A 23,588-nucleotide genomic window follows, 5' to 3' on the forward strand; every position below is an offset into this window, starting at 1 on the left:
AGACCGTTATGAACCCTGTCACCTATCTTCCCCAGTCCAAGCGCCTGCTGGAACAGGTGAGCGAGGTCATTCGTTACAAACACTATAGCCTGAAGACCGAGCAGGCTTATGTGTACTGGGTGCGTTTTTTTGTCCGCTGGTGCGGCCGGGGCGGGCAGATGCGGCATCCCCGCGACATGGGTGCTTTGGAGGTCACACAGTTCCTGACGATGCTTGCCAATGAGCGACAGGTGTCGGTCTCCACTCACAACCAGGCGCTCAGTTCCCTGCTGTTTTTATACCGCGAGGTGCTGGGACTTGATTTGCCATGGCTCACCGAATTACAGCGGCCGACCCGGACCCGGCGAATTCCCTCGGTGCTCACCACGGCGGAAGTCAGCGCATTATTGGGCGCGCTGGATGGCGAGATGGCTTTGCTGGCAAAACTGCTGTATGGCACGGGCATGCGTTTGATGGAGGGTTTGCGCTTGCGTATCAAGGACTTGGATTTTGACCGCCAAGTGCTGGTGGTACACGAGGCCAAGGGCGGCAAAGACCGTGTGGTGATGTTGCCGCGCTCTCTGCATGACGTTCTCAAGGTGCAGGTGGGCCGGGCCCGGGCAGTATGGGCACGTGACCGCGAAGCAGGCTTTGCCGGTGTTGAAGTACCTGATGCGCTGTCGGTCAAGTACCCCGACCTGGGGCGGCGTTGGGGCTGGTTTTGGGTATTTCCCGCGCCTCAACTGTCGGTGGATCCCCGCTCTCAGATTGAACGCCGGCACCATCTGTACGAAGAGCGCTTGCAGCGTGCCATCAAACTGGCCGGCGCCGCCGCCCGGATTGTCAAGCCGGTATCGGTGCACACCTTGCGCCACAGCTTCGCCACGCATTTGCTGCAGTCGGGCACCGACATTCGCACGGTGCAGGAACTGCTGGGCCACAGTGACGTGAGCACGACGATGATTTACACCCACGTGCTGAAGGTTACCGCAGGCGGCACGGCCAGCCCGCTGGACGCCTGCTTGCCTGAAATGCTATTGATTTGATAGCTGCTCGCGCATATTCCGATTGGGCTTCAGCCCGTTTTAATACCTAAAAGAGGTCAAAAACCGCTTTGGAGGCGGTTGCAAGGCCTCTGCGAGGTGCAACCGCAACAAATTCTCCTGTTTCTGAGCGTTTGGAGTCTGCTTTTAGATACGAAACAGCCCTGCAACCCAATATAAACAAGCGCAAGCAGCTACTGATTTGATAGCGAAAACAAAAGCGGCGCACAAGGCGCCGTCTTCGTTCAAGCCCACGCAGAAGCCTCAGTGCGCCCCGGCCGCAGCGTCCGCACTCCCCGCCCCCGCCTTGGTGTGCCGCGTCAAAAACACGAGCGGAATCAGCAGCAGGAAGATCAACGAGGAGGCATAAAACACGTCGTTGGCGGCGAGCATGTAGGCCTGCTGGTCGACCAGGCGGTTGATGGTGCCCAGCGCCTGGTCGGGCGTGAGGCCGGCGCCGGCCAGGCCTGTGAGGGCGCTGTTGGTGGCGGTGCTGCCCTGGTTCACGTATTCGCTGATCTGCGCGTGGTGCATGGCGGCGCGGTCTTGCCAGATGGTGGTGGCAATCGAGGTGCCGAACGAGCCGGCGGTGATGCGCACGAAGTTCGACAGGCCGGATGCCGCGGGGATCTTGTCGGGCGAGATGCCCGACAGCGTGATGGTGACCAGCGGGATGAAAAAGAAGGCCATGGCCACGCCCTGGATGATGGTCGGGATCATGATGGTGCGGAAATCGGCCTGGGTGTTGAAGTTGGACCGCATCCACAGCACCAGCGCAAACACCATGAAGGCAAACGCGGCGAAGCGGCGCGGGTCAACTTTCGCGATGTTCTTGCCGACCACGGGCGAGAGCAGCAAGGCGAATGCGCCGACCGGCGCCAGCACCATGCCGGCCTGCGTGGCGGTGTAGCCCATGTATTGCTGCAGCCACAGCGGCAACAGCACAACGTTGCCGAAGAAGAGGCCGTAGCCCACCGACAGCGCCAGCGCGCCGGCCCAGAAGTTGCGCTTCTTGAACAGCGTGAGGTCGACCACCGGGTGCTCTTCGGTGAGTTCCCAGATCACAAAGGCGATCAGGCCGACCAGGGCGATGATGCCCAGCGCGATGACTTCACCAGAGTGGAACCAGTCGAGCTCCTGGCCCTTGTCGAGCATGATCTGCAGCGCGCCGACCCAGATGACCAGCAGCGCCAGCCCCACCGAGTCGATGGGCAGCTTTCGGGTGACGCTTTCGCGCTTTCGGAAGATGCTCCAGGTGATGAAGGCGGCGCCAAAGCCGACGGGGATGTTGATGTAAAAAATCCAAGGCCATGAGATGTTGTCGGTGATCCAGCCGCCCAGGAGCGGCCCCATCACCGGCGCGACCAGCGTGGTCATGGACCAGAGCGCCATGGCCAGCCCCGCCAGCGCTTTCGGGTAGCTCGACAGCAGCAGCGCCTGTGAAAGCGGAATCATCGGCCCAGCCACCAGGCCCTGCAGCACGCGCAGAAAGATCAGCGTGGTCATGTTGGGCGCCAGGCCGCACAGCCACGACGTGAGCACGAACAGCATGACGCTGGCCGTGAAAAGCCGCACCTGGCCGAAGCGTTGCGACAGCCAGCCGGTGAGCGGCACGGCAATCGCGTTGGCCACGCCAAAGCTGGTGATGACCCAGGTGCCCTGGTTGGGGCTGACGCCCAGGTCGCCGGCAATCGCGGGCAGCGACACGTTGGCGATGGACGTGTCGAGCACATTCATGAAAGTCGCGGCCGACAGGGCCAGCGTGCCCCACAGGCGGGCAGAGCCTGTCAGCGGTGGCGGCTGGACATAGGCGGAGGCGGGAGCAGGTGCGGAAGCCATGAAAGCCTTGCGAATAAGGGGCTGGTGGAAACCGCTACGGAAAATCGCTGCGGTTGCGCGGGCTGGAAGTGCGGGTTGTGTGTGAGGCTGTGACTTACGGCGCCACGCGGTTGCCAGCCAGCGACAGCGTGTGGCTGAACGCGAGGCGCTGCGGGTCGGCGCCGGCCTGGGCGGGCGAAACAGCGCCGCCCTGCGGCAGGGCCGGCGTGGCTGCGACGGCGGGCTTGGCCAGCTTCACGGATTTTCCGGTGTTGGCGGCGATGACACGCTGCACGTCCTTGTCGGCGGCATCGTCTGGCGTGCCGTAGGTCTGGCTGTGTGCCACGGTGGCGTCGCGCGGGGCATCGGCCAGCGTCTTGCCGTCCTTGCTGCTCACGTCCACTTCGGCGTCCATCGACAAGCCCACGCGCAGCGGGTTGTCGGCGAGCTGTTTGGCGTCCAGCGCAATGCGCACCGGAACGCGCTGCACCACCTTGATCCAGTTGCCGGTGGCGTTTTGCGCGGGCAGCAATGAAAAAGCCGCACCGGTGCCGACGCCCAGGCCGGCCACCTTGCCTTTGTATTCCACCTTCTTGCCGTAGAGGTCGGCCACCAATGTCACGGGCTGGCCGATGCGGATGTTGCGCAGCTGGACTTCCTTGAAGTTGGCGTCGACCCAGACCTGGTTGAGCGGGATGATGGACATCATCGGCGCGCCAGCGGCCACGCGCTGGCCGAGTTGCACTGTGCGCTTGGCCACATAACCATCCACGGGCGCCAGCAGCGCGGCGCGCTGTGTGGCCAGGTAGGCCTCACGCACCCGGGCGGCGGCCACCTGCACGCTGGGGTGCTGCTCGACGCTGGTGCCTTCGGTCAGGGCCTGGTTGCTGGTGAGTTGCTCACGTGCAGCCACCACACCGGCCTGCGCCGCGGCCAGTGCACTCTTGGCGGTGGCCAGCTGCGTCTGGGCGTGGTTGAGTTCTTCCTTGGACACCGCGCCGTTGCCGGTGAGCGACTGGCGGCGGTTCAGGTCGTCGCTGGCGCGGGCGATGTCGCTTTGCGCCTTGACCACATCGGCATCACGCAGCGCGATCTGCGCCGCCAAGGTGCCGTTGTTGGCGTAGAGCGTGCGCACTTGCCGCACGGCCTGGGCCAGTGCGGCTTCGGCCTGCTCCAGCGCAACCTTGGCGTCGGCCGGGTCCAGCTGCACCAGCGTCTGGCCGGCTTTCACAAAGTCGGTGTCGTCGGCCATGATGGCCATGACGGTGCCGCCGATTTGCGGCGTGATCTGGATCACGTTGCCCTGCACATAGGCGTTGTCGGTGGACTCGTAATGACTGGCCACCAGGTATTCATAGGCCGACCAACCCAGCCCTGCAACGACCACCACGGCTGCAAGCGCCGTCAGCGCTTTTTTACGTTTGGGGTTTCCTGCGGGCGGCTGTGCAGGTGCATCGGAAGCTGGGGAGTTGGTAGAAGTTGTGTCGCTCATGATGGTGTCAGGTGTTGGTTGATTCGGGAACGATGCGTTACTTGCGTTTGGGCCGGCACTTAATGCGCTGCAGGCACTTTTTCAGAATTAAAACCGGCTGTAGCCCAATCAGGACTTGCGCCAGCAGCTATTGTTTTTGTAGCGCCTTGCGCCTGCTTCGCCTGCGCCGGGGCATTGCTGTAGCCGCCGCCCAGGGCGCGTATCAAGGCGACCTGCGTGTCGAGCGCGCGGGCCGAGAGGTCTACCGCCAGGCGGCGCTGTGCCAGCACGCTGGTTTCGGCGGTCAGCACATTGAGGTAGGTGCCCAGACCGGCCTTGTAGCGCTGCACGGCGATGTCATAGGCGCCTTCCGCGGCTTCCTGCGCGGCGCGCTGTTCGGTTTGCTGGCGCGTGATGGCTTGCGACGACGCCACCTGGTCGGCCACATCGCGCACCGCATCGATCACGGCGGCGTTGTAGCTTTCGACAGCCGCGTCCAGGTCGGCCGTCTTGCCGCGCAGGTTGGCGCGCAGGCGGCCGGCATCAAAAATCGGCAGGCGCAGGGCCGGCCCGACACCCCACTGCTGGCTGCCCGAGTCAAGCAGGCGGCCGAGGCCGATGCTGGAAAAACCGGCAAAAGCGACGAGGTTGACGTTGGGGTAGAACTGGGTTTTGGCGTTGACCACATCTTTGGACGAAGCCTCTACGCGCCACCGCGCGGCGGCGATGTCGGCGCGCCGGCCCAGCAGGTCGGCCGGAATGGCCGTGGCGGTTGCTACATTTTTGATAGCTGCTTGCGCAGGAAGGGAAAGGGCTGCAGTGCCATTCGGCTTGCCAATGAGGGCATCCAGCGCATTGCGCGTGAGGGCCATCTGCTCCTGCAGGGTTTCGAGCTGCAGGCGCGCTTCGGGCAGGCCGCCTTCGCTCTGGCGCAGCTCCAGGCGAGTGTCCAGGCCGGCGTCGACGCGGTCGCGCACCAGCTTGAGGGTTTCTTCACGCTGGGCGAGTGTTCGGCGGGCCACCGTCACCTGCTCGTTCAGGCGAACCAGCTGAAAGTAAGTGCGGGTCACATTGCTGGCCAGCAGCAAGCGTGCGGCCTGCGCGTCTGCTTCAGCGGCGTTGGCGGTGCCCAGCGCGGCGTCCAGCGCGGCGCGGTTCTTGCCGAAAAAATCAAGCTCCCAGCTCACCGCGAGCTGCGCCGTACCGCTGTTGCGGATGGAGCCAGCCAGTGGTGCGGGCACTGCGCCATTGGCGGTGTATTGCTGGCGTGTCAGGTCCAGCTGCCCGGTGACCTGCGGCAATGTGGCGGCATCGGCAACCTCGGTGACGGCCAGTGCGCGCGCCAGGCGGGCCTGCGCGAGCTTCAAGGTCGGGCTGGTTTGCAGGGCCTGGTCGACCAGGCCGTTGAGCTGCACATCGCCAAACTCGCGCCACCATTCGGCGGCCAGCGGCGCCTGGGCCGGCGTTTGGCTGGCGGTGTCGGCAGCCAGGCCCAGCGAAGGCGCGTCACGCAGGCTGGACTGCGGCGCAATGCCCGACATGTCGGCACAGCCGGTGAGGCCGGTTGCCATCAAACCCACGGCCACCACGCTGGCGGCGGCCACCAGGGCCATGCGGAAAGAGGCGCGCCAGAGCGGCAGGCGCGGCTCGGCGTGCTCGGCCTGGTTCACCGGGGCGGACGCGCTGCAGAGGGTATTGCTGTTATTTGTCATCTTTTTCATTCGCTGCTTGAAGGGTCTGAAGGGTCTGCGCTGTTTCAAGAATGCGGCGCAGGTAGCCTTTGAGGTTTTGCCACTCATCGACCGTAAAACCGGCCAGGTGGGCGTTTTGCACACGGCTGAGCACCGCGGGGATTTCTTTCGCCGCTTCGCGGCCTTCGGGTGTCAATTCGATATTGACCACGCGCCTGTCTTCGCTGGAGCGGATGCGGCGGCAAAAGCCCTTGGCTTCGAGCCGGTCGAGCAAACGGGTCATGGAGCCGGCATCAAGTTGGCATACACGCGCCAGTTCAGCCACCGTGGAGGCTTTTCCGAGGTAGATCTTGAGCATGGGCACCCACTGCGCGTTGGTGAGGCCTTGGGGCTCCAGTTCGCGCGTAACCTGCTGGGAGACACTGTTGAGAATCTGGCGCATCAGCGCGCCGGTGCTTTGCCCGGCGTCGTAATCGGTCGCGCAATAAAACTCGGCCGGCAACCCGCACAGGGGAGTTGAGGGAGCTGGGGCAGCTGGCGGACGGCTGGATTCGGATTTCATGGACACGAATAATACATGCCTAGACAAACATTGTCAAGGCTGTGTTTGTACAGACATCTTTTATGGCTAAACTCCCCGCATGGCTACTTCCTCTCTTTCCAATGCGCCCAAGGGCGCGCCCCGCTCCCTTTCCGGCCTCGTTCCCTTCCTGCGTCCCTACCGGGGGCGGATTGTTCTGGCGATGTTTTTCCTGGTGATGGCGGCCGTTGCCACGCTGGTGTTTCCGCTGGCCCTGCGCAGCCTGATTGACGGCGGGCTCAGCGCGGCGGACAAGAGCCAGCAGCTGATGGCGCTGCGCACCCATTTCTTTGAGCTGTTTGGCGTAGCGGCGGCGCTGGGCCTTTTTTCGGCAGGCCGCTTTTACATGGTGAGCTGGCTGGGCGAGCGTGTGACGGCAGACCTGCGCAATGCGGTCTACGCGCATGTGGTGCGGCAAAGCCCCGAGTTTTTTGAAACCACGCAAACCGGCGAAGTGCTCTCGCGCCTGACCGGAGACACAACGCTGGTGCAAACGGTGGTGGGCTCCTCGCTCAGCATGGGCCTTCGCAATGCGGTCATGGGCGTGGGCGCGCTGGGCATGCTGGTCTATACCAACCCTTACCTCATGGTGCAGGTACTGGTGGTGCTGGTGCTGATCGTGGCGCCTTCGGTCTGGTTTGGCCGGCGTGTGCGCAAGCTGTCGCGCGCCAGCCAGGACCGCGTGGCCGACTCCAGCGCGATTGCCGCCGAAGTGCTTAATGCCATCCCGGTGGTGCAAAGCTACACCGCTGAAGGCCGCGAGGCCGCGCGTTTTGATGCGTCAACGACCAGTGCCTTTAACACTGCGATTCGCCGCACCAGGGCGCGCTCGGTGCTGGTGGCCTTCATCATCATCGCCACGTCGGCGGCGTTGCTGTGGGGCCTGTACCAGGGCACGCAGGCGGTGATGCGGGGCGATATTACGGCAGGCCACCTCGGCCAGACCGTGGTGTACGTGATCATCCTGGCCAGCGCGGCGGCCGTGCTGGGCGAGGTCTATGGCGACCTGCTGCGGGCGGCCGGCGCCACCGAGCGGCTGATGGAGCTGCTGACGTCGCGTTCACCCGTGACATCACCCGCCAACCCCGCTCCTGCTCAAGTCACGCGGGCCGGAAGCGCTGTCAAGTTTGATGCCGTGACGTTTCACTACCCGTCGCGGCCCGCGCAAGCTGCGTTGACAAACTTTTCCCTGAGCGTAGCGCCCGGTGAAACAGTGGCCATTGTGGGGCCCAGCGGTGCGGGCAAGAGCACGGTGTTCCAGTTGCTGCTGCGGTTTTATGACCCGGCCTCGGGCCGCATCGAACTGGATGGCGTGCGCACAGCCGACATGGCGTTGCATGATTTGCGACAGCGCATCGGCATCGTGCCGCAGGACGCTGTCATCTTCTCGACCAGCGCGCTGGAAAACATCCGCTACGGCAAGCCCGAAGCCACTGATGAAGAAACCCGCGCAGCGGCCAGGGCGGCTTTCGCGCATGAATTCATCACCGCCCTGCCAGAGGGCTACGACACCTTCCTGGGGGAGCGCGGTGTGCGGCTTTCCGGCGGCCAGCGCCAGCGTATTGCGATTGCCCGGGCAATGCTGAAAAATGCCCCGCTGCTGCTGCTGGATGAAGCCACCAGCGCGCTGGATGCCGAAAGCGAACGCATGGTGCAGGCGGCCCTGGAGTCGGCCATGAAGGACCGCACGACGCTGGTGATTGCGCACCGGCTGGCCACTGTGCAGCAGGCCGACCGCATCTTGGTGCTGGACCACGGGCAGCTGGTTGAGCAAGGCACGCATGCCGAGCTGGTGAACCGCGGCGGCGTTTATGCGCGCCTGGCGGCGCTGCAGTTCACGGTGTGACGGCCTTGGCATCTGCGGGCTTCCCGGCTTTCGCCGCAGCTTCGGCGACCGTCAAAACCAGCGATATGCATTATTTGCATAGATATTGGTCAACAATGCCTTGGACTATTTAGACCGGGGCTCTTAAGCTCCGTGCATTGATTCTTCCCCGCAGACTTTCCCGCAAGAAATCCCACAAGGAGCTTTTTCAATGTCACACGCAGCCTCTTCCGTTCCCACCCCCGCCGGGTCTCACCCGCTTCCGTCTTACCTGCAGGCGGACAACCTGGGCCCTTGGGGCAACTACCTGCAGCAGGTAGACCGCGTCATTCCGCACCTGGGCAGCCTGGCGCGCTGGGCTGAAACCCTGAAGCGGCCCAAGCGTGTACTGATCGTGGACGTGCCGATTCACATGGATGACGGCACCGTGGCGCACTTTGAAGGCTACCGTGTGCAGCACAACGTTTCGCGCGGTCCCGGCAAGGGCGGCGTGCGTTTCCACCAGGACGTCACACTGTCTGAAGTGATGGCGCTGTCGGCCTGGATGTCGGTCAAGAACGCCGCGGTGAACGTGCCTTACGGCGGCGCCAAAGGCGGCATCCGCGTCGACCCGAAGAAGCTTTCGCGTGGTGAGCTGGAACGCATGACGCGCCGCTACACCAGCGAAATCGGCATCATCATCGGCCCCAACAAGGACATCCCTGCGCCGGACGTCAACACCAACGACCAGATCATGGCGTGGATGATGGACACCTACTCGATGAACACCGGCTCCACCTCAACCGGCGTCGTCACGGGCAAGCCGGTCGACCTGGGCGGCTCTCTGGGCCGGCGTGAAGCCACGGGGCGCGGTGTGTTCACCGTGGGCACTGAGGCAGCCAAACACATTGGCCTTGATATCAGTACCGCACGGGTCGCCGTGCAGGGCTTTGGCAATGTGGGCGGCGTGGCCGGCAAGCTGTTTGCCGAAACCGGCGCACGCGTGGTCGCGGTGCAAGACCATGGCGGCACGATTTACCGCGAAGCCGGCCTTGATGTGCCGGCGTTGCTGCGCCATGTGGAAGCCAACGGCAGCGTGGCCGGATTCACCGGAGCCGAGATCATTGCCAACGACGCGTTCTGGGATGTGGAGTGCGACATCCTGATTCCGGCCGCACTTGAGCAGCAAATCACCGCAGCCAACGCTGGCCGCATCAAGGCGCGCATGATCATTGAAGGCGCCAACGGCCCGACGACACCTGCCGCCGACGACATCCTGCATGACCGCAACGTGCTGGTGCTGCCGGACGTGATCGCCAATGCCGGCGGCGTGACCGTCAGCTACTTTGAATGGGTGCAGGATTTTTCCAGCTTCTTTTGGGACGAAGAAGAAATCAACAAGCGCCTGGTGAAAATCATGAAAGACGCCTTTGCCGGTGTCTGGGCCGTGGCGCAAGACCAGAAGGTCAGCCTGCGCACCGCCACCTTCATCGTGGCCTGCAAGCGAATCCTGCACACGCGCGAGCTGCGCGGCTTGTACCCCTGAGTTGCTGACCCAACGCGGAGGCCTTCGCCAAGCCCGGCAGACGGTCTTCTCAAGCATTGGCAGCAAGCGCGGCCTTCGAGCCAACCCCGGTGATTGACGTGGGCTCTTAAACCAAGCCGGGGCCGCGGGACTGGCTTCGCCAGACCGCAGGCGCAGCGGCCCCCTCGGGGGGCAGGAAGCTACACGCAGTGAGCGACCGTGGGGGCGTTATTGCAACGTTTCCTTGACGCCAGGCAGCGAAGGCAAGGGCATGACGTCGATGCCCTCCTCTATCAGTTCCACAGCTTCGCGCGCACTGGCCTGGCCGCGAATGCTGCGCGCCTCAAGTTCGCCATAGTGCATGCGGCGGGCCTGCTCCGCGAACTGGCTGCCGACATCTTCGGTATGCGTCATCACATGACGCAAGGCCTTCAGAAATGCGGCCTGCTCTGCGTGATTCTTTGCGACCGGTATACCCGCCACGGCGTTGGCCTCGTCTTCGGCGACCCGCACCGGGCTCGGAATGGCAACTGATGAAGACGCAGCGGCCTGGCTACCCGCACTCGCGAGGTCGTGGCCGCCCAGGTTGAGACGTGGCGCACTGGGAAGTTTCTGGATGCTTTTGTCGGCGCACAGCGGGCATTCGATCTGGCCGCTCGACAGCTGGGCCTGGAAGTCGTCCTCGGACGCAAACCAGCCTTCAAACGAATGCTGGTGCGCACATTGGAGATTCAGGACTTTCATGGGCGGATTATCGCCGGGGGATCAGGCTGTTGCAGCTTGCCAGTCCAAAGCCCACGCGCCGGACAGCACGTTTTGCAACCACAGCGCGCCTGTCAATGTTTTTGCATCCGTGACCTCGCCGCTGGCGCACCAGGCAAGAAGCTCAGGGAGTGTTGCCGTAAAGACGTCCAGAAACTCCCCGGCATCCAGCTTGCGCTGGCCGAGGGTCAACCCGCGCGCAAACCAGATGTCAATAAATTCGGTGGAATAGGAGATCACCGGATGCAGCACGCCTGCCCTCGCCCACTCACGCGCGGTGTAACCGGTTTCCTCCAGCAGTTCACGCTGGGCGCAGGCCAGCGCGCCTTCGCCTGGATCGAGCTTGCCCGCGGGAAACTCCACCATCACGGCACGCATGGGATAGCGATACTGACGCTCCAGCACCAGACGCCCGTCGTCCAGTTGCGCCACGATCATCACGGCACCGGAGTGAATAACGTATTCGCGCGTTGCCTGGCTGCCGTCGGGCAGCCTGACGGTATCACGCAAGGCATGCAGGAAATTCCCTCTCAGGATCTCGACCGAGTCGACGCAGGTTTCGACGAGGTGCGCGTCGGCAATTGCACTGGCTTGATCAGGACCGGAAGATGCGCTCATGGGCGGTGCTTGAACAGGTAGCGCCAGGTGAATCCGGGAAACGCAAAGGTGATGAAGAGCGTGCCGGTGATGGCATAGAACTCCCAGCCTTGCGGAGCAATCTGGCCGCTCCGCTGCTCAAGGTATAAACCCAGACCGCCGACAACCAGGTACCAGACCACCAGCTCTGCGGCCCTGATCGCCAGGTTTTTCGGCAACTTGAGCGCGTAGACCGCGAACAGGCGATTGCTGATGAAAGGCAGGTTGGCTGCCAGCAAGGCCAGCAGCACGACCAGCCAGACTGAAGCAGTTTGGGTCATGGCAGGGGTCAGCTACCCAGTGATTTGACGATGCTGCTGATGGACTGCGCGCACAGGGTCATCAAACCGCCAGGCATGATGCCCAGGATCAGGATGAGCGCACCATTGATGGCCAGCACTGCCTTGGCATCTGCCGGCGCAGAAACCGGCTGGGCGTTGTGGCTGAGTGGTGCATCAAAGTACATGACCTTGACCACGCGCAAGTAATAAAAGGCGCCTACCAGCGACATGATCACCGCAAAAACGGCCAGCACAATGTAGCTGGTTTGTTGCGAGGAAATCAGCGCCTGCAGGACGGACAGCTTGGCATAAAAACCCACCAGTGGCGGCAGGCCGGCCAGCGAGAACATGCTGATCGCCATCACACCGGCATACAACGGGCTGCGCTGGTTCAGGCCGGCCAGATCGACGATCTCTTCGGACTCGTGCCCGGCGCGCGCCAGCAGCATGATGATGCCGAAAGCACCCAGGGTGGTGAGCACATAAGTCAGCGCGTAGAACATTGCCGCGCTGTAGGCCGATTCGGTGTTGAGCTGGTTACCGTTAACCACGCCGGCCAGCAGGCCGAGCAACAGGAAACCCATTTGCGAGATGGTGGAGAACGCCAGCATGCGCTTGAGGTTGGACTGGGCGATGGCGGCCAGGTTGCCGACCAGCAATGAGCCTATGGCCATCAGGGCCAGCATCTGCTGCCAGTCAATTGCCAGCGGCAGCAGGCCTTCGACCAGCAGGCGGATACAGATCGCAAAGGCCGCGAGCTGCGGGGCACCGCCAATCAGCAATGTCACCGCGGTAGGAGCGCCCTGGTAGACGTCTGGCAGCCACATGTGGAAAGGCACGGCGCCCAGCTTGAAGGCCAAGCCGGCCACGATGAAGACCAGGCCGAAAATCAGCACCTGGTGCCTGACCTGGCGGCTGGCGATGGCGTTGAATACTTCGTTGAGGTCCAGGGAGCCGGTGGCACCATACAGCATCGAAAGACCATACAGCAGGAAACCCGAGGCCAGCGCGCCCAGCACGAAGTACTTCATGGCGGCTTCGGTGGCGGTGGCATTGTCGCGGCGCAGGGCCACCAGCGCATAGCTGGACAGCGTCAGCAATTCCAGGCCCATGTAGATCACGAGGAAGTTGTGGCCCGAGATCATGACGAACATGCCCAGCAACGCGAACAGGCTGAGCGTGAAGATCTCACCGCCGCGCAACATGTCGCGTTCCGCGGCATACGGGCGGCCGTAGACCAGCGTGATCATGACGGTGATGCAGGCAAAGCACTTGAGCCAGCCGCCCATGGGGTCGGTGACAACCATGTTGCCAAAGCCGTAGAAGGTCTGGCCTCCAGATGCGTAGGCGGCCTCCATGGCGGCCACGATGGCCAGGGTCAACAGGGTGAGCACGTAGGTTAGCGTACGCTGCGGCGTCTTGACGCCCAGGTCCACCAGCGCAATCACGCAGGCCATGGTCAGGAGGACGATTTCCGGATAAACCGTGATCCAGGAGAGTTTGTCAATCATCTGAATTCTTTGTAGTTGCGTCGGTTCATCTTCAGTTCAGTTTGGAGGCCGCGACGTGCTTGAGCAGGTCCGCCACTGAAGTATTCATCACATCGGTAAACGGCTTGGGATAGATGCCCATGTACAGCACAGCGATAGCCAGCAACGCCAGCATCAGGAATTCGCGGCTGTTGATATCGGTGAGCGCCTTGACGTCGTCATTGACCACGGGGCCCAGGTAAACGCGCTTGTACATCCACAGGGTGTAGGCCGCGCCAAATATGAGTGCCGTCGCTGCTGCGCCACCTATCCAGAAGTTGTATTTGACCGCGCCCAGAATCACCATCCACTCGCCGACGAAACCGGCCGTGGCCGGCAGGCCGCAATTGGCCATGGCAAACAGCAGCGCAAAGGCCGCAAACTTGGGCATGGTGTTGACAACGCCGCCGTAGCTGGCAATTTCCCGGGAATGAACGCGGTCGTACAGCACGCCGATACACAGGAACATGGCACCCGACACAAAGCCGTGGGCGATCATCTGCACGATACCGCCGGAGACGCCCAGGTCGTTGAAGATGAAAAAGCCCAGGGTAACAAAGCCCATGTGAGCCACTGACGAATAAGCCACCAGCTTTTTCATGTCCTGCTGCACCAGTGCCACCAAGCCGACGTAGACGACGGCGATCAGCGACAGGGCAATCATCAACCAGGCCCATTCATGCGCGGCATCCGGGGCGATGGGCATCGAGAAGCGCAGGAAACCGTAAGCGCCCAGCTTCAGCATGATGGCGGCCAGCACGGCGGAACCACCGGTGGGGGCTTCAACGTGCACGTCGGGCAGCCAGGTGTGGACCGGCCACATCGGCACCTTGACGGCAAAGGCCGCGAAGAAGGCGAAGAACAGCAATGTCTGCACCGTGCTGCCCAGGGGCAGCTTGTGCCAGGTCAGGATGTCGAAGCTGCCGCCAGACTTGTTGTACAGGAAAATCAGTGCCACCAGCATAAGCAGGGAGCCCAGCAATGTGTACAGGAAAAACTTGAAGGCCGCGTAGATCTTGTTGGGCCCGCCCCAGATGCCGATGATCAGGTACATCGGGATCAGTGTGGCCTCGAAGAACACGTAAAACAGGATGCCGTCAAGTGCCGCAAACACGCCGATCATGAGCCCGCTGAGTATCAGGAAAGAAGCCATGTACTGGTTCACGCGCGTGGTGATGGCTTCCCAGCTGGCGATAATGACCACCACATTGATAAAGGCCGTCAAGAGCACAAACCACAGCGAAATGCCGTCAACACCCACGTGGTAATTGACATTAAACCGCTGGATCCAGCTGCCCTTTTCGACAAACTGCATAGCCGACGTGTCCAGCTGAAAACCGCTGTACAAAGGCAGCGTCACCAGGAAACTGACGACCGCACCTATCAGCGCGACCCAGCGAACGCTGCGCGCCTGCTCGTCACGGCCCAGCGCCAGCAGAACCACACCGAAAACAATCGGCGTCCAGATCGCAAGACTCAACAAACCCATTCTTGTTCTTCCTTGATTTTGTTGAACTGATCAGCGATTGAGCCAGACGAAATACGTCATCAACACAAACACGCCAATGATCATGCCGAAGGCATAGTGATAGATGTAGCCGGACTGCAGCCTGCGCACGATGCCGGAAACCCAGCCGACCAGCTTCCATGAACCGTTGACCAGCGCGCCGTCGATCAGCTTCTGGTCACCACCCTTCCACAGCGCGGTACCGAGTGCACGCGTGCCCCGGGCCAGCACGTTTTCATTGAACCAGTCGAGGTAGTACTTGTTCTCGAGCAGCGTAAAGACCGGCATGCACATGCGCTTGATCGCGGTCGGCAGGGCCGGGTTGATCATGTACATGTACCAGGCCAGCACCGAACCCGACAGGGCCAGCCAGAACGGCGGCGACATGAGGCCGTGCAGAGCCATTTGCGCCGGGCCGCGGAACAGTTGCTTGAGCTCTTCCATGGCGGGGTGCTTCTCGAGGTTCACCAGGATGGCATCCTTGAAGAAGTCGCCGTACAGCATGGGCTCAATCGTCATGAAGCCGATGACCACCGACGGAATTGCCAGCAGGATCAGCGGCACCGTGACGACCCAGGGGGATTCGTGCGGCTCGTGGTGCTCATCATGGTGTCCGTGGTCGTCGTGGCCATGGTGCGCGTCGGGGTTCTGGTCAAAACGTTCCTTGCCGTGGAACACCAGGAAATACAGGCGGAACGAATAGAAAGCCGTCACAAAAACGCCCGCCAGCACCGCGAAATACGCAAAACCGGCACCGACCAGGTGGCTTTCATGCACAGCTTCAATGATGCTGTCCTTGGAGTAAAACCCCGCGAACAACGGCGTGCCGATCAAGGCCAGCGTACCCAGCAACGAGGTGATCCAGGTGATAGGCATGTACTTGCGCACGCCGCCCATCCAGCGGATGTCCTGGTTGTGGTGCATGCCGATGATGACCGAGCCTGCTGCCAGGAACAGCAGCGCCTTGAAGAAAGCGTGCGTCATCAGGTGGAACACCGCAACGGAATAAGCCGAAGCACCCAGCGCCACCGTCATGTAGCCCAGCTGCGAGAGCGTGGAATATGCGACCACGCGCTTGATGTCGTTCTGGATGATGCCGAGAAAGCCCATGAACAGCGCCGTGATGGCGCCAATCACCATGATGAAACTGAGCGCTGTGTCGCTGAGTTCGAACAGCGGCGACATGCGTGCCACCATGAAGATGCCCGCCGTCACCATGGTCGCTGCGTGAATCAGTGCGGAGATCGGGGTCGGGCCTTCCATGGAATCGGGCAGCCAGACGTGCAGCGGAAACTGGGCGGACTTGCCCATGGCGCCAATGAAGAGGCAGATGCAGATCACGGTCACCAGCATCCAGCCGGTGCCCGGGAAGCTCAGCTTGGAAAGCTCGCCGGCCTTGGCAAAGGCCTCGCCGTAGTTCAGTGTGCCGGCATAGGCAGCGATCAGGCCAATGCCGAGGATGAAACCGAAGTCGCCCACGCGGTTGACGAGGAAGGCCTTCATGTTCGCGAAGATGGCGGTCGGCTTGTTGAACCAGAAGCCGATCAGCAGGTAAGACACCAGACCCACGGCCTCCCAGCCAAAGAACAGCTGCAGCATGTTGTTGCTCATCACCAGCATCAGCATGGAGAAGGTGAACAGCGAGATGTAGGCGAAGAAGCGGTTGTAGCCCTCATCTTCTTCCATGTAGCCTATGGTGTAGATGTGCACCATGAGCGACACAAAGGTCACCACGCACATCATCATGGCCGTAAGGCCGTCAACCAGGAAGCCGATTTCCATCTTCAGGCCGCCGACGTTCATCCAGGTGTAGAGCGTCTCGTTGAAGCGCGCGCCATCGATGGCCACGCTCTTGAGCGTCATTGCCGAAATGATGAAAGCCACTAGCACGCCGAGGATGGTGAGGGTGTGCGACAGGCGCCGGCCTATCCAGTTGCCGCCAAAGGAAGTGCCGAGGATACCGGCCGCCAGGGCGCCGGCCAGCGGCGCCAGCGGGACGGCCAGCAGAGTTGAAGCGTTAAGGGTGGATGCCATATCAGTTTTTTTCCGCCGAGCAAGTTGCGCAGGCAAACAAGGAAGCCATGCCAGGGCCGCCACGGAACCGGCTTTGCCGGGCCGTTAGCGGCGCCCCCTCGAGGGGGAGGCGGCCGGAGGCCGCTTCGGGGGGGAGTGTCATCATTAGCCCTGGAGCGTATTGAGTTCGTCTACGTTGATGCTGGACTTGTTGCGGAACAGCAGCACCAGGATGGCCAGGCCTATGGCCGATTCGGCCGCGGCGACGGTCAGAATGAAAAACACGAATACCTGGCCGGCCATGTCGTTCAGGTAGTAGGAGAAGGCCACGAAATTCATGTTGACCGCCAGCAGCATGAGCTCGATGGCCATCAACAGCACGATCAGGTTTTTGCGGTTCAGGAAGATGCCGATGACCGACAACGCGAACAGCATCGCGCCCAGCGAAAGAAAATGTCCCAGGGTGAGCGTCATGCCTTCTTCTCCTCGGCGGCTGCGGGGGCCGCGGCAACCACCGGTGCGGCCACGACTGATTTCATCTTGACCAGGCTCACGCGGTCCGAGCGCTTGACCCGGATCTGCTCTGAAGGATTCTGGTACTTGGAATCCTTGCGGGCGCGCAGGGTCAGCGCGATGGCGGCAATGATGGCCACCAGCAGGATCACCGCGGCGACTTCCAGCGGATAGAGGTATTCGGAGTACAGCAGCTTGCCGAGCTCCTTGGTGTTGGAGACTTGTGCGCCTATCTGCCCCGCGGCCGTCGCCACCTTGGGCGGCTCACGGAAGCCACCCATCAGCACATATGACATTTCCAGCGCGATGATGGCACCGACGCCACCGGCCAGCGGGAAATGTTTCCAGAACCCCTTACGGACGCTGTCGATGTTGATGTCCAGCATCATCACGACGAACAGGAACAGCACCATCACGGCGCCCACATAGACCAGCACCAATGTGATCGCCAGGAACTCGGCCTTGAGCAATATCCAGACGGCGGACGCCTGGAAGAATGCCAGCACGAGGTAAAGCGCCGCGTGCACCGGGTTGCGCGCAGTAATCACCTTGAATGCCGCGAATAGCAGCACCAAAGCGAAAACATAAAAAAGAAGTGATTTAGCGTCCATGTTGTGGTGGATTCTTTCTTGAGCCAGTAGCCTGGGGTTCAGCGGTACTTGGCATCAGCCGCGCGGTTGGCGGCAATTTCGGATTCATACCGGTCGCCCACGGCCAGCAACATCTCTTTGGTGAAATACAGGTCGCCGCGCTTTTCGCCGTGGTATTCAAAGATATGGGTCTCGACGATGGAGTCGACCGGGCAGCTTTCTTCGCAGAAACCGCAGAAGATGCACTTGGTCAGATCGATGTCGTAGCGCGAGGTGCGGCGGCTGCCGTCTTCACGCACGTCGGACTCAATGGTGATGGCCATCGCCGGGCACACCGCTTCACAGAGCTTGCAGGCGATGCAGCGCTCTTCGCCGTTTTCATAGCGGCGCAGCGCATGCAGGCCGCGAAAACGCGGGCTCAGCGGGGTCTTTTCCTCAGGAAACTGAACCGTGATCTTGCGGCTGAACATGTACTTGCCGGTCAGGGCCATGCCCTTGAACAGCTCGGTGAGCATGAAGCTCGACGCAAAGTCTTTGATGGAAGCTACGGCACTCATGATGATTTCCTGCTCAACTGAGCCATATAGGGGGTTCTATTCCAGCCAGGGCCGCGGGACTGGCTTTGCCAGACCGCAGGCGCAGCGGCCCCCTCGGGGGGCAGCGCATTACACGAAGTGAAAAGCGTGGGGGCCATATCTACTTCCAGATGTTGTACGGCGTCTGCATCCAGGCGCCAACCACCACCAGCCACACGAGGGTGACAGGAATGAAGATCTTCCAGCCCAAACGCATGATCTGGTCATAACGAAAGCGCGGGAAGGTGGCGCGCACCCACAGGAACATGGTGACCACGACAAAGGTCTTGGCGCCCAGCCAGATCCAGCCCGGGATGAAGCTCAGGGCTTCGACCGGGGGCAGCCAGCCGCCGAGGAACAGCAGCACCGCCAGGATGGCAACAAGCCACATGTTCGCGTATTCGGCAAGGAAGAACATCGCGAAAGCCATGCCGGAGTACTCAACCATATGGCCGGCCACGATTTCGGACTCGCCTTCGACGACGTCGAAGGGATGGCGGTTGGTCTCGGCCAGGCCGGAGATGAAGTACACCACAAAAATCGGCAGCAGCGGCAACCAGTTCCACGACAGGAAAATCCAGCCATGGCTGGCCAGCATACCCTTGCCCTGGCTCATCACGATGTCGGTCATGTTGAGACTGCCCGAAACCATGAGCACCACCACCAGGCAAAAGCCCATGGCGATTTCATAGCTGACCATTTGGGCCGAAGCGCGCATGGCGCCGAGGAAGGCGTACTTGGAGTTCGAAGCCCAGCCCGCGATGATCACGCCATAGACTTCCAGCGAGGTGATGGCCATCAGGAACAGCAGGCCGGCGTTGATGTTCGCCAGCGCAATCTCAGGCCCGAAGGGAATCACGGCCCAGGCGGCCAGGGCCGGCATGATGGTCATGATGGGGCCGAGCACGAACAGGCCCTTGCTGGCCGCCGTGGGAATGATGATTTCCTTGGTCAGCAGCTTGAGCGCATCGGCAATCGGCTGCAGCAGACCGAAAGGCCCGACGCGGTTGGGCCCAAGGCGGATCTGGGTGAAGCCGATGGCCTTGCGCTCCCACAAGGTGAGGTAAGCCACGAGGCCCATCAGCGGCAGCAGCACGCAGACGATCTTGATGAGGGTCCACAACACAGGCCATACCGTGGCCGGCCAGATGCCGCCCATCAAACCCTGGCCAAACGCGAAGATTCCATCAATCATGCCGTCACTCCTTCGAGCTTGGCGGCGGCCTGGCGGGCATCCGCCGTCAGCTGCAGCGATGTGGCGCGCCTGACCAGCCCGTCGAGCTGGTAAATGCTGGCCACGGCTGGCGTGTGGGAGGAAGCCCCCGACAGGTCGATAGCGGCCTGGGTGCTGTTGCCGAGCTTGTCCGCGGGAAGCTCCGCCGCATCGGCACCCGCGACCTGCTTGAGCACGTCCTGCGACGATTCGAAATCAAAGCCGGGCAAGCCCAGCACGTTGGCGAGCACGCGCAGCACCTTCCAGGCCGGACGGGCATCGCCCAGCGGCTTGACGACGGCGTGGAAACCTTGCACCCGGCCTTCGGCGTTCACGAACGTACCGGGAGTTTCGGTGAAAGGCGCGATCGGCAGCAGCACATCGCTAAAAGCCATGTTGGCCTTGAAGGGGCTCAACGTCACAACCATCTGCGCGGCGTTCAGCGAGGACTTGGCCCTGGCGCCGGCGGCCGAGTCAAACTCGGGTTCGTTGTTGAGCAGGATCACGGCCTTGAGCTGGCCCTCCAGCATCTGGCCTGCATTGAGGCCATTGCCTGCCGGCAAGGCGCCGGCGAGTTGTGCGCCCACGGTGTTGGCAGCTTCCGTGAGGTAACCCACGGTGGCGCCGGTTTGTGTGCCTATCCAGTTGGCGAGTGCCAGCAGGCTGGAGGCTTTGGCGTGGTGCGCCGCGGCATTGCCCAGCAGGATGGCTTTGCGCTCGCCACCCAGCAGGGACTTGGCGATGGCCTTGGCGGCGTCGGTGGCCTGGCCGGCGGCGGGCGCGGTGACGCCCTTGTCGGCGGCAATCGCGGCGGCCACATCAGCCAGGGACTGGGCCCAGGCTTCAGGCGCCGCCAGCAGCGTGTTGGCGATAGGCATGGCCCAGGCCTCTGCACCCGCGAGTTCAGTGGTGGAATTGATGGTGCTTAGCGCCCCACCCTTGCGGACGGCCTGGCGTATGCGCTGCGCGAACAGCGGATGGTCCTTGCGCAGGTTGGAACCGACCACGAGCACGCGCTGCAGCTGCGACAGCGAAGCGATAGAGGTGCCCAGCCAGCGGATGGCCGAAGGTGCGGCGAATTCGGCGTTACGCAGTCGGTAATCGATGTTGTCGCTGCCCAGGCCGCGCATGAGGGAAGCAGCGAGGTAGAGCTCTTCGAGTGTGCTGTGCGGGCTGGCCAGGGTGCCGATGCTGCCCGCGCCGTGGTCGGCCTTGATCTGCTTGAGGCCGTTGGCCACGTATTCAAGCGCGGTCTGCCAGTCGACGGCCTTCCATTCACCGCCCTGCTTGAGCATGGGGCTGGTCAGGCGCTCGTCGCCGTTGAGGGCTTCATACGAGAAGCGATCGCGGTCGGCGATCCAGCATTCGTTGACGTCTTCGTTCTCCAGGGGCACCACGCGCATGACCTTGTTGCTCTTGACCTGAACGATCAGGTTGGCGCCGGTCGAGTCGTGCGGGCTGACCGACTTGCGGCGCGACAGTTCCCAGGTGCGGGCGCTGTAACGGAAAGGCTTGCTGGTCAGTGCGCCGACCGGGCAGATGTCAATCATATTGCCGGACAGTTCGGAGTCCACCGACATGCCGACGAAGGTTTCGATTTCGGCGTGCTCGCCGCGATGCGACATGCCGAGCTCCATCACGCCGGCCACTTCCTGGCCGAAACGCACGCAGCGCGTGCAATGGATGCAGCGGCTCATTTCCTGCATGGAGATCAGCGGGCCGACGTCCTTGTGGAAGACCACGCGCTTTTCTTCTTCGTAGCGCGATTCGCTGCCGCCGTAACCGACGGCCAGGTCCTGCAGCTGGCATTCGCCGCCCTGGTCGCAGATCGGGCAGTCCAGCGGGTGGTTGATCAGCAGGAACTCCATCACGCCCTTCTGGGCCTTGATGGCTTTGTCGTTCTTGGTGCGCACGATCATGCCTTGGGTGACCGGCGTGGCGCAGGCCGGCATGGGCTTGGGCGCCTTCTCCACATCGACCAGGCACATGCGGCAGTTGGCGGCAATGCTGAGCTTCTTGTGATAGCAGAAGTGCGGAATGTAGGTGCCGGCTTTTTCGGCCGCATGCATCACCGTGCTTCCCTCAAGCACTTCCACCTTCTGGCCGTCGAGTTCTATTTCAACCATACTTTTTTCTTTCCGGGACTCAGGCTTGCGCGGCGGCCGAAGTTTGGGATGCGGGAGCCTGGTGGGCTGGCGTCTTGATCATGGCTTCAAACTCATGGCGGAAATGCTTGATCATGGCGCGCACCGGCATGGCCGCGGCATCGCCTAGTGCGCAGATGGTGCGGCCCTGGATGTTGTCGGCCACCGAGTTGAGCAGGTCCATGTCGGTTTGCTTGCCGTGACCGTTGTGGATGCGATCCACGACGCGCCAGAGCCAGCCCGTGCCTTCGCGGCAGGGTGTGCATTGGCCGCAGGACTCGTGCATGTAGAAGTAAGACAGGCGCTTGAGCGACTCGACCATGCAGCGGCTGTCATCCATCACGATCACCGCGCCCGAACCCAGCATGGAGCCGGCCTTGGCGATGGAGTCGTAGTCCATGGTGCATTCCATCATGATGGAAGCGGGCAGCACGGGCGCCGAAGACCCGCCGGGAATCACCGCCTTCAGCGTGCGGCCCTTGCGCACGCCGCCGGCGAGTTCGAGCAGCCTGGAGAACGGCGTGCCCATGGGCACTTCGTAGTTGCCCGGCAACTCGACGTCACCCGAGACCGAATAGATTTTGGTGCCGCCGTTGTTGGGCTTGCCGCATTCGAGGTAGGCCTGGCCGCCGTTGCGGATGATCCACGGAACGGCCGCGAAGGTTTCGGTGTTGTTGATGGTGGTGGGCTTGCCGTAGAGGCCGAAGCTGGCCGGGAACGGCGGCTTGAAGCGCGGCTGGCCTTTTTTGCCTTCGAGCGACTCGAGCAGCGCGGTTTCTTCGCCGCAGATGTAGGCGCCGAAACCGTGCGAGGCATGAAGCTGGAAGCAGTAGCCGCTGCCGAGAATGTTGTCGCCCAGCAGGCCGGCGGCGCGCGCTTCTTCCAGGGCTTCTTCAAAGCGCTGGTAGGTCGCGAATATTTCGCCGTGGATGTAGTTGTAGCCCACGCTGATGCCCATGGCGTAGGCGGCGATTGCCATGCCTTCGATCACACTGTGCGGGTTGTACTGCATGATGTCGCGGTCTTTGCAGGTGCCTGGTTCGCCCTCGTCCGAGTTGCAGACCAGGTACTTCTGGCCCGGGAACTGGCGCGGCATGAAGCTCCATTTGAGCCCGGTCGGGAAACCGGCGCCACCGCGGCCGCGCAGGCTGCCGGCCTTGACTTCGGCAATCACCTGGTCGGGCGTCATGCCCTCGCCGCCGTCCTGCTTGAGGATCTTGCGCAGAGCCTGGTAGCCGCCACGGGCTTCGTAATCTTTGAGGCGCCAGTTGCTGCCGTCGAGGTCGGCCAGGATTTGCGGATTAATGTGCCGGCCGTGAAAGCAGGTCTGCACGCCGGTAGCTGAAAACTGCGACAGCACGCTCTGCGCGGCTGCACTGTTGGGGGTCAGTGGTGCGAGCGTCATGGTTGCTTTGCCTCGGCGGATTTAAGACCTTCGATGAGCTGGTCCAGTTTCTCGTTGCTCATGAAGCTGCACATAGTGAGGTCGTTGACGAGCATCACTGGAGAATCGGCACAGGCGCCCAGGCATTCGGATTGTTGCAGCGTGAAAAGGCCATCGGTGCTGGTCTCACCCATAGCGATGCCCAGTTTGTGCTCCAGGTGCTTGAGCGCGTTGGCGCCGTCGCGCAACTGGCAAGGCAGGTTGGTGCAGACACTGAGCTTGTATTTGCCAACGGGGCGCTGGTTGTACATGTTGTAGAAGGTGGTGACTTCATGCACGGCGATTGGCGCCATACCGAGGTATTCGGCCACGACCTTCTCGCTTTCGGCGCTCACGTAGCCGTGCTCTTCCTGCAGGATGGTCAGGCAAGCCATGACGGCCGACTGCTTCTGGTCCGCGGGGTATTTAGCGACTTCGCGGTCGAACCGCGCTCTGGTTTGTTCAGAAATCATATGATTTTCGATCCGCAA

At 62.2% G+C, this 23,588-nt stretch carries 20 protein-coding genes; 3 read left to right on the forward strand and 17 right to left on the reverse strand.

Features of this window, described 5'->3' with window-relative positions; genetic code table 11:
- Window positions 1-8: 8 nt before the first annotated feature.
- The gene (locus AC1DYR_RS06530; protein WP_477704380.1) at window positions 9-1,025 is read left to right on the forward strand and encodes an integron integrase; all 1,017 of its coding nucleotides are present in this window, start codon (window positions 9-11) and stop codon (window positions 1,023-1,025) included.
- A 261-nt stretch (window positions 1,026-1,286) separates the two neighbouring features.
- Here AC1DYR_RS06530 and AC1DYR_RS06535 read toward each other — a convergent pair whose 3' ends face one another.
- The 4 genes from AC1DYR_RS06535 to AC1DYR_RS06550 form a co-directional block, all read right to left on the reverse strand.
- Window positions 1,287-2,861 (reverse strand): DHA2 family efflux MFS transporter permease subunit, encoded by a 1,575-nt coding sequence (locus AC1DYR_RS06535; RefSeq protein WP_477704381.1) that lies wholly within the window; start codon window positions 2,859-2,861, stop codon window positions 1,287-1,289.
- A 94-nt stretch (window positions 2,862-2,955) separates the two neighbouring features.
- Complete coding sequence (locus tag AC1DYR_RS06540) at window positions 2,956-4,332, reverse strand: EmrA/EmrK family multidrug efflux transporter periplasmic adaptor subunit (RefSeq protein WP_477704382.1); 1,377 nt, start codon at window positions 4,330-4,332, stop codon at window positions 2,956-2,958.
- A 59-nt stretch (window positions 4,333-4,391) separates the two neighbouring features.
- Window positions 4,392-5,924 (reverse strand): efflux transporter outer membrane subunit, encoded by a 1,533-nt coding sequence (locus AC1DYR_RS06545; protein ID WP_477704781.1) that lies wholly within the window; start codon window positions 5,922-5,924, stop codon window positions 4,392-4,394.
- An 88-nt stretch (window positions 5,925-6,012) separates the two neighbouring features.
- Window positions 6,013-6,564 (reverse strand): MarR family winged helix-turn-helix transcriptional regulator, encoded by a 552-nt coding sequence (locus AC1DYR_RS06550; protein ID WP_477704383.1) that lies wholly within the window; start codon window positions 6,562-6,564, stop codon window positions 6,013-6,015.
- A 79-nt stretch (window positions 6,565-6,643) separates the two neighbouring features.
- On the opposite strand from AC1DYR_RS06550, the gene AC1DYR_RS06555 reads away from it, so the two are divergent.
- Both AC1DYR_RS06555 and AC1DYR_RS06560 read left to right on the forward strand, forming a co-directional pair.
- Window positions 6,644-8,428, forward strand: a complete 1,785-nt coding sequence (locus AC1DYR_RS06555) for an ABC transporter transmembrane domain-containing protein (RefSeq protein ID WP_477704384.1) — start codon at window positions 6,644-6,646, stop codon at window positions 8,426-8,428.
- A 190-nt stretch (window positions 8,429-8,618) separates the two neighbouring features.
- Entirely contained in the window at window positions 8,619-9,932 is a 1,314-nt protein-coding gene (locus tag AC1DYR_RS06560) for a Glu/Leu/Phe/Val family dehydrogenase (RefSeq protein WP_477704385.1), read from the forward strand.
- 207 nt (window positions 9,933-10,139) lie between these two features.
- Here AC1DYR_RS06560 and AC1DYR_RS06565 read toward each other — a convergent pair whose 3' ends face one another.
- The 13 genes from AC1DYR_RS06565 to nuoE form a co-directional block, all read right to left on the reverse strand.
- Window positions 10,140-10,655 carry a DUF1178 family protein gene (locus tag AC1DYR_RS06565; protein ID WP_477704386.1) on the reverse strand — a complete coding sequence of 172 codons (516 nt, stop codon included), beginning with the start codon at window positions 10,653-10,655 and terminating at the stop codon, window positions 10,140-10,142.
- A 21-nt stretch (window positions 10,656-10,676) separates the two neighbouring features.
- Window positions 10,677-11,291 (reverse strand): NUDIX domain-containing protein, encoded by a 615-nt coding sequence (locus AC1DYR_RS06570; RefSeq protein ID WP_477704387.1) that lies wholly within the window; start codon window positions 11,289-11,291, stop codon window positions 10,677-10,679.
- Window positions 11,288-11,590 (reverse strand): DUF2818 family protein, encoded by a 303-nt coding sequence (locus AC1DYR_RS06575; RefSeq protein ID WP_457279055.1) that lies wholly within the window; start codon window positions 11,588-11,590, stop codon window positions 11,288-11,290. Before AC1DYR_RS06575 ends, AC1DYR_RS06570 begins: the two co-directional genes overlap by 4 nt.
- Before the next feature lie 8 nt (window positions 11,591-11,598).
- Entirely contained in the window at window positions 11,599-13,101 is a 1,503-nt protein-coding gene (gene nuoN / locus AC1DYR_RS06580; RefSeq protein ID WP_477704388.1) for an NADH-quinone oxidoreductase subunit NuoN, read from the reverse strand.
- Between the two features lie 31 nt (window positions 13,102-13,132).
- Window positions 13,133-14,608, reverse strand: a complete 1,476-nt coding sequence (locus AC1DYR_RS06585; protein WP_477704389.1) for an NADH-quinone oxidoreductase subunit M — start codon at window positions 14,606-14,608, stop codon at window positions 13,133-13,135.
- A gap of 30 nt (window positions 14,609-14,638) precedes the next feature.
- Complete coding sequence (gene nuoL, locus AC1DYR_RS06590; protein ID WP_477704390.1) at window positions 14,639-16,660, reverse strand: NADH-quinone oxidoreductase subunit L; 2,022 nt, start codon at window positions 16,658-16,660, stop codon at window positions 14,639-14,641.
- 144 nt (window positions 16,661-16,804) lie between these two features.
- Window positions 16,805-17,113, reverse strand: coding sequence for an NADH-quinone oxidoreductase subunit NuoK (nuoK, locus tag AC1DYR_RS06595; RefSeq protein ID WP_007864437.1), 309 nt, complete (start codon window positions 17,111-17,113; stop codon window positions 16,805-16,807).
- The gene (locus AC1DYR_RS06600; protein ID WP_477704391.1) at window positions 17,110-17,763 is read right to left on the reverse strand and encodes an NADH-quinone oxidoreductase subunit J; all 654 of its coding nucleotides are present in this window, start codon (window positions 17,761-17,763) and stop codon (window positions 17,110-17,112) included. Before AC1DYR_RS06600 ends, nuoK begins: the two co-directional genes overlap by 4 nt.
- Before the next feature lie 38 nt (window positions 17,764-17,801).
- On the reverse strand, window positions 17,802-18,299 hold the full coding sequence (gene nuoI / locus AC1DYR_RS06605; RefSeq protein ID WP_436155269.1) for an NADH-quinone oxidoreductase subunit NuoI: 498 nt from the start codon (window positions 18,297-18,299) through the stop codon (window positions 17,802-17,804).
- Window positions 18,300-18,438: 139 nt separating this feature from the next.
- The gene (nuoH, locus tag AC1DYR_RS06610) at window positions 18,439-19,512 is read right to left on the reverse strand and encodes an NADH-quinone oxidoreductase subunit NuoH (RefSeq protein WP_477704392.1); all 1,074 of its coding nucleotides are present in this window, start codon (window positions 19,510-19,512) and stop codon (window positions 18,439-18,441) included.
- Window positions 19,509-21,656, reverse strand: coding sequence for an NADH-quinone oxidoreductase subunit NuoG (nuoG, locus tag AC1DYR_RS06615; RefSeq protein ID WP_477704393.1), 2,148 nt, complete (start codon window positions 21,654-21,656; stop codon window positions 19,509-19,511). The genes nuoH and nuoG overlap by 4 nt, the downstream gene beginning before the upstream one ends.
- Before the next feature lie 19 nt (window positions 21,657-21,675).
- Window positions 21,676-23,079, reverse strand: coding sequence for an NADH-quinone oxidoreductase subunit NuoF (gene nuoF / locus AC1DYR_RS06620; RefSeq protein WP_477704394.1), 1,404 nt, complete (start codon window positions 23,077-23,079; stop codon window positions 21,676-21,678).
- Window positions 23,076-23,570, reverse strand: coding sequence for an NADH-quinone oxidoreductase subunit NuoE (nuoE, locus tag AC1DYR_RS06625; protein ID WP_477704395.1), 495 nt, complete (start codon window positions 23,568-23,570; stop codon window positions 23,076-23,078). Before nuoE ends, nuoF begins: the two co-directional genes overlap by 4 nt.
- Window positions 23,571-23,588 lie beyond the last annotated feature (18 nt).

The organism is Polaromonas sp. P1_F9, from assembly GCF_056405615.1.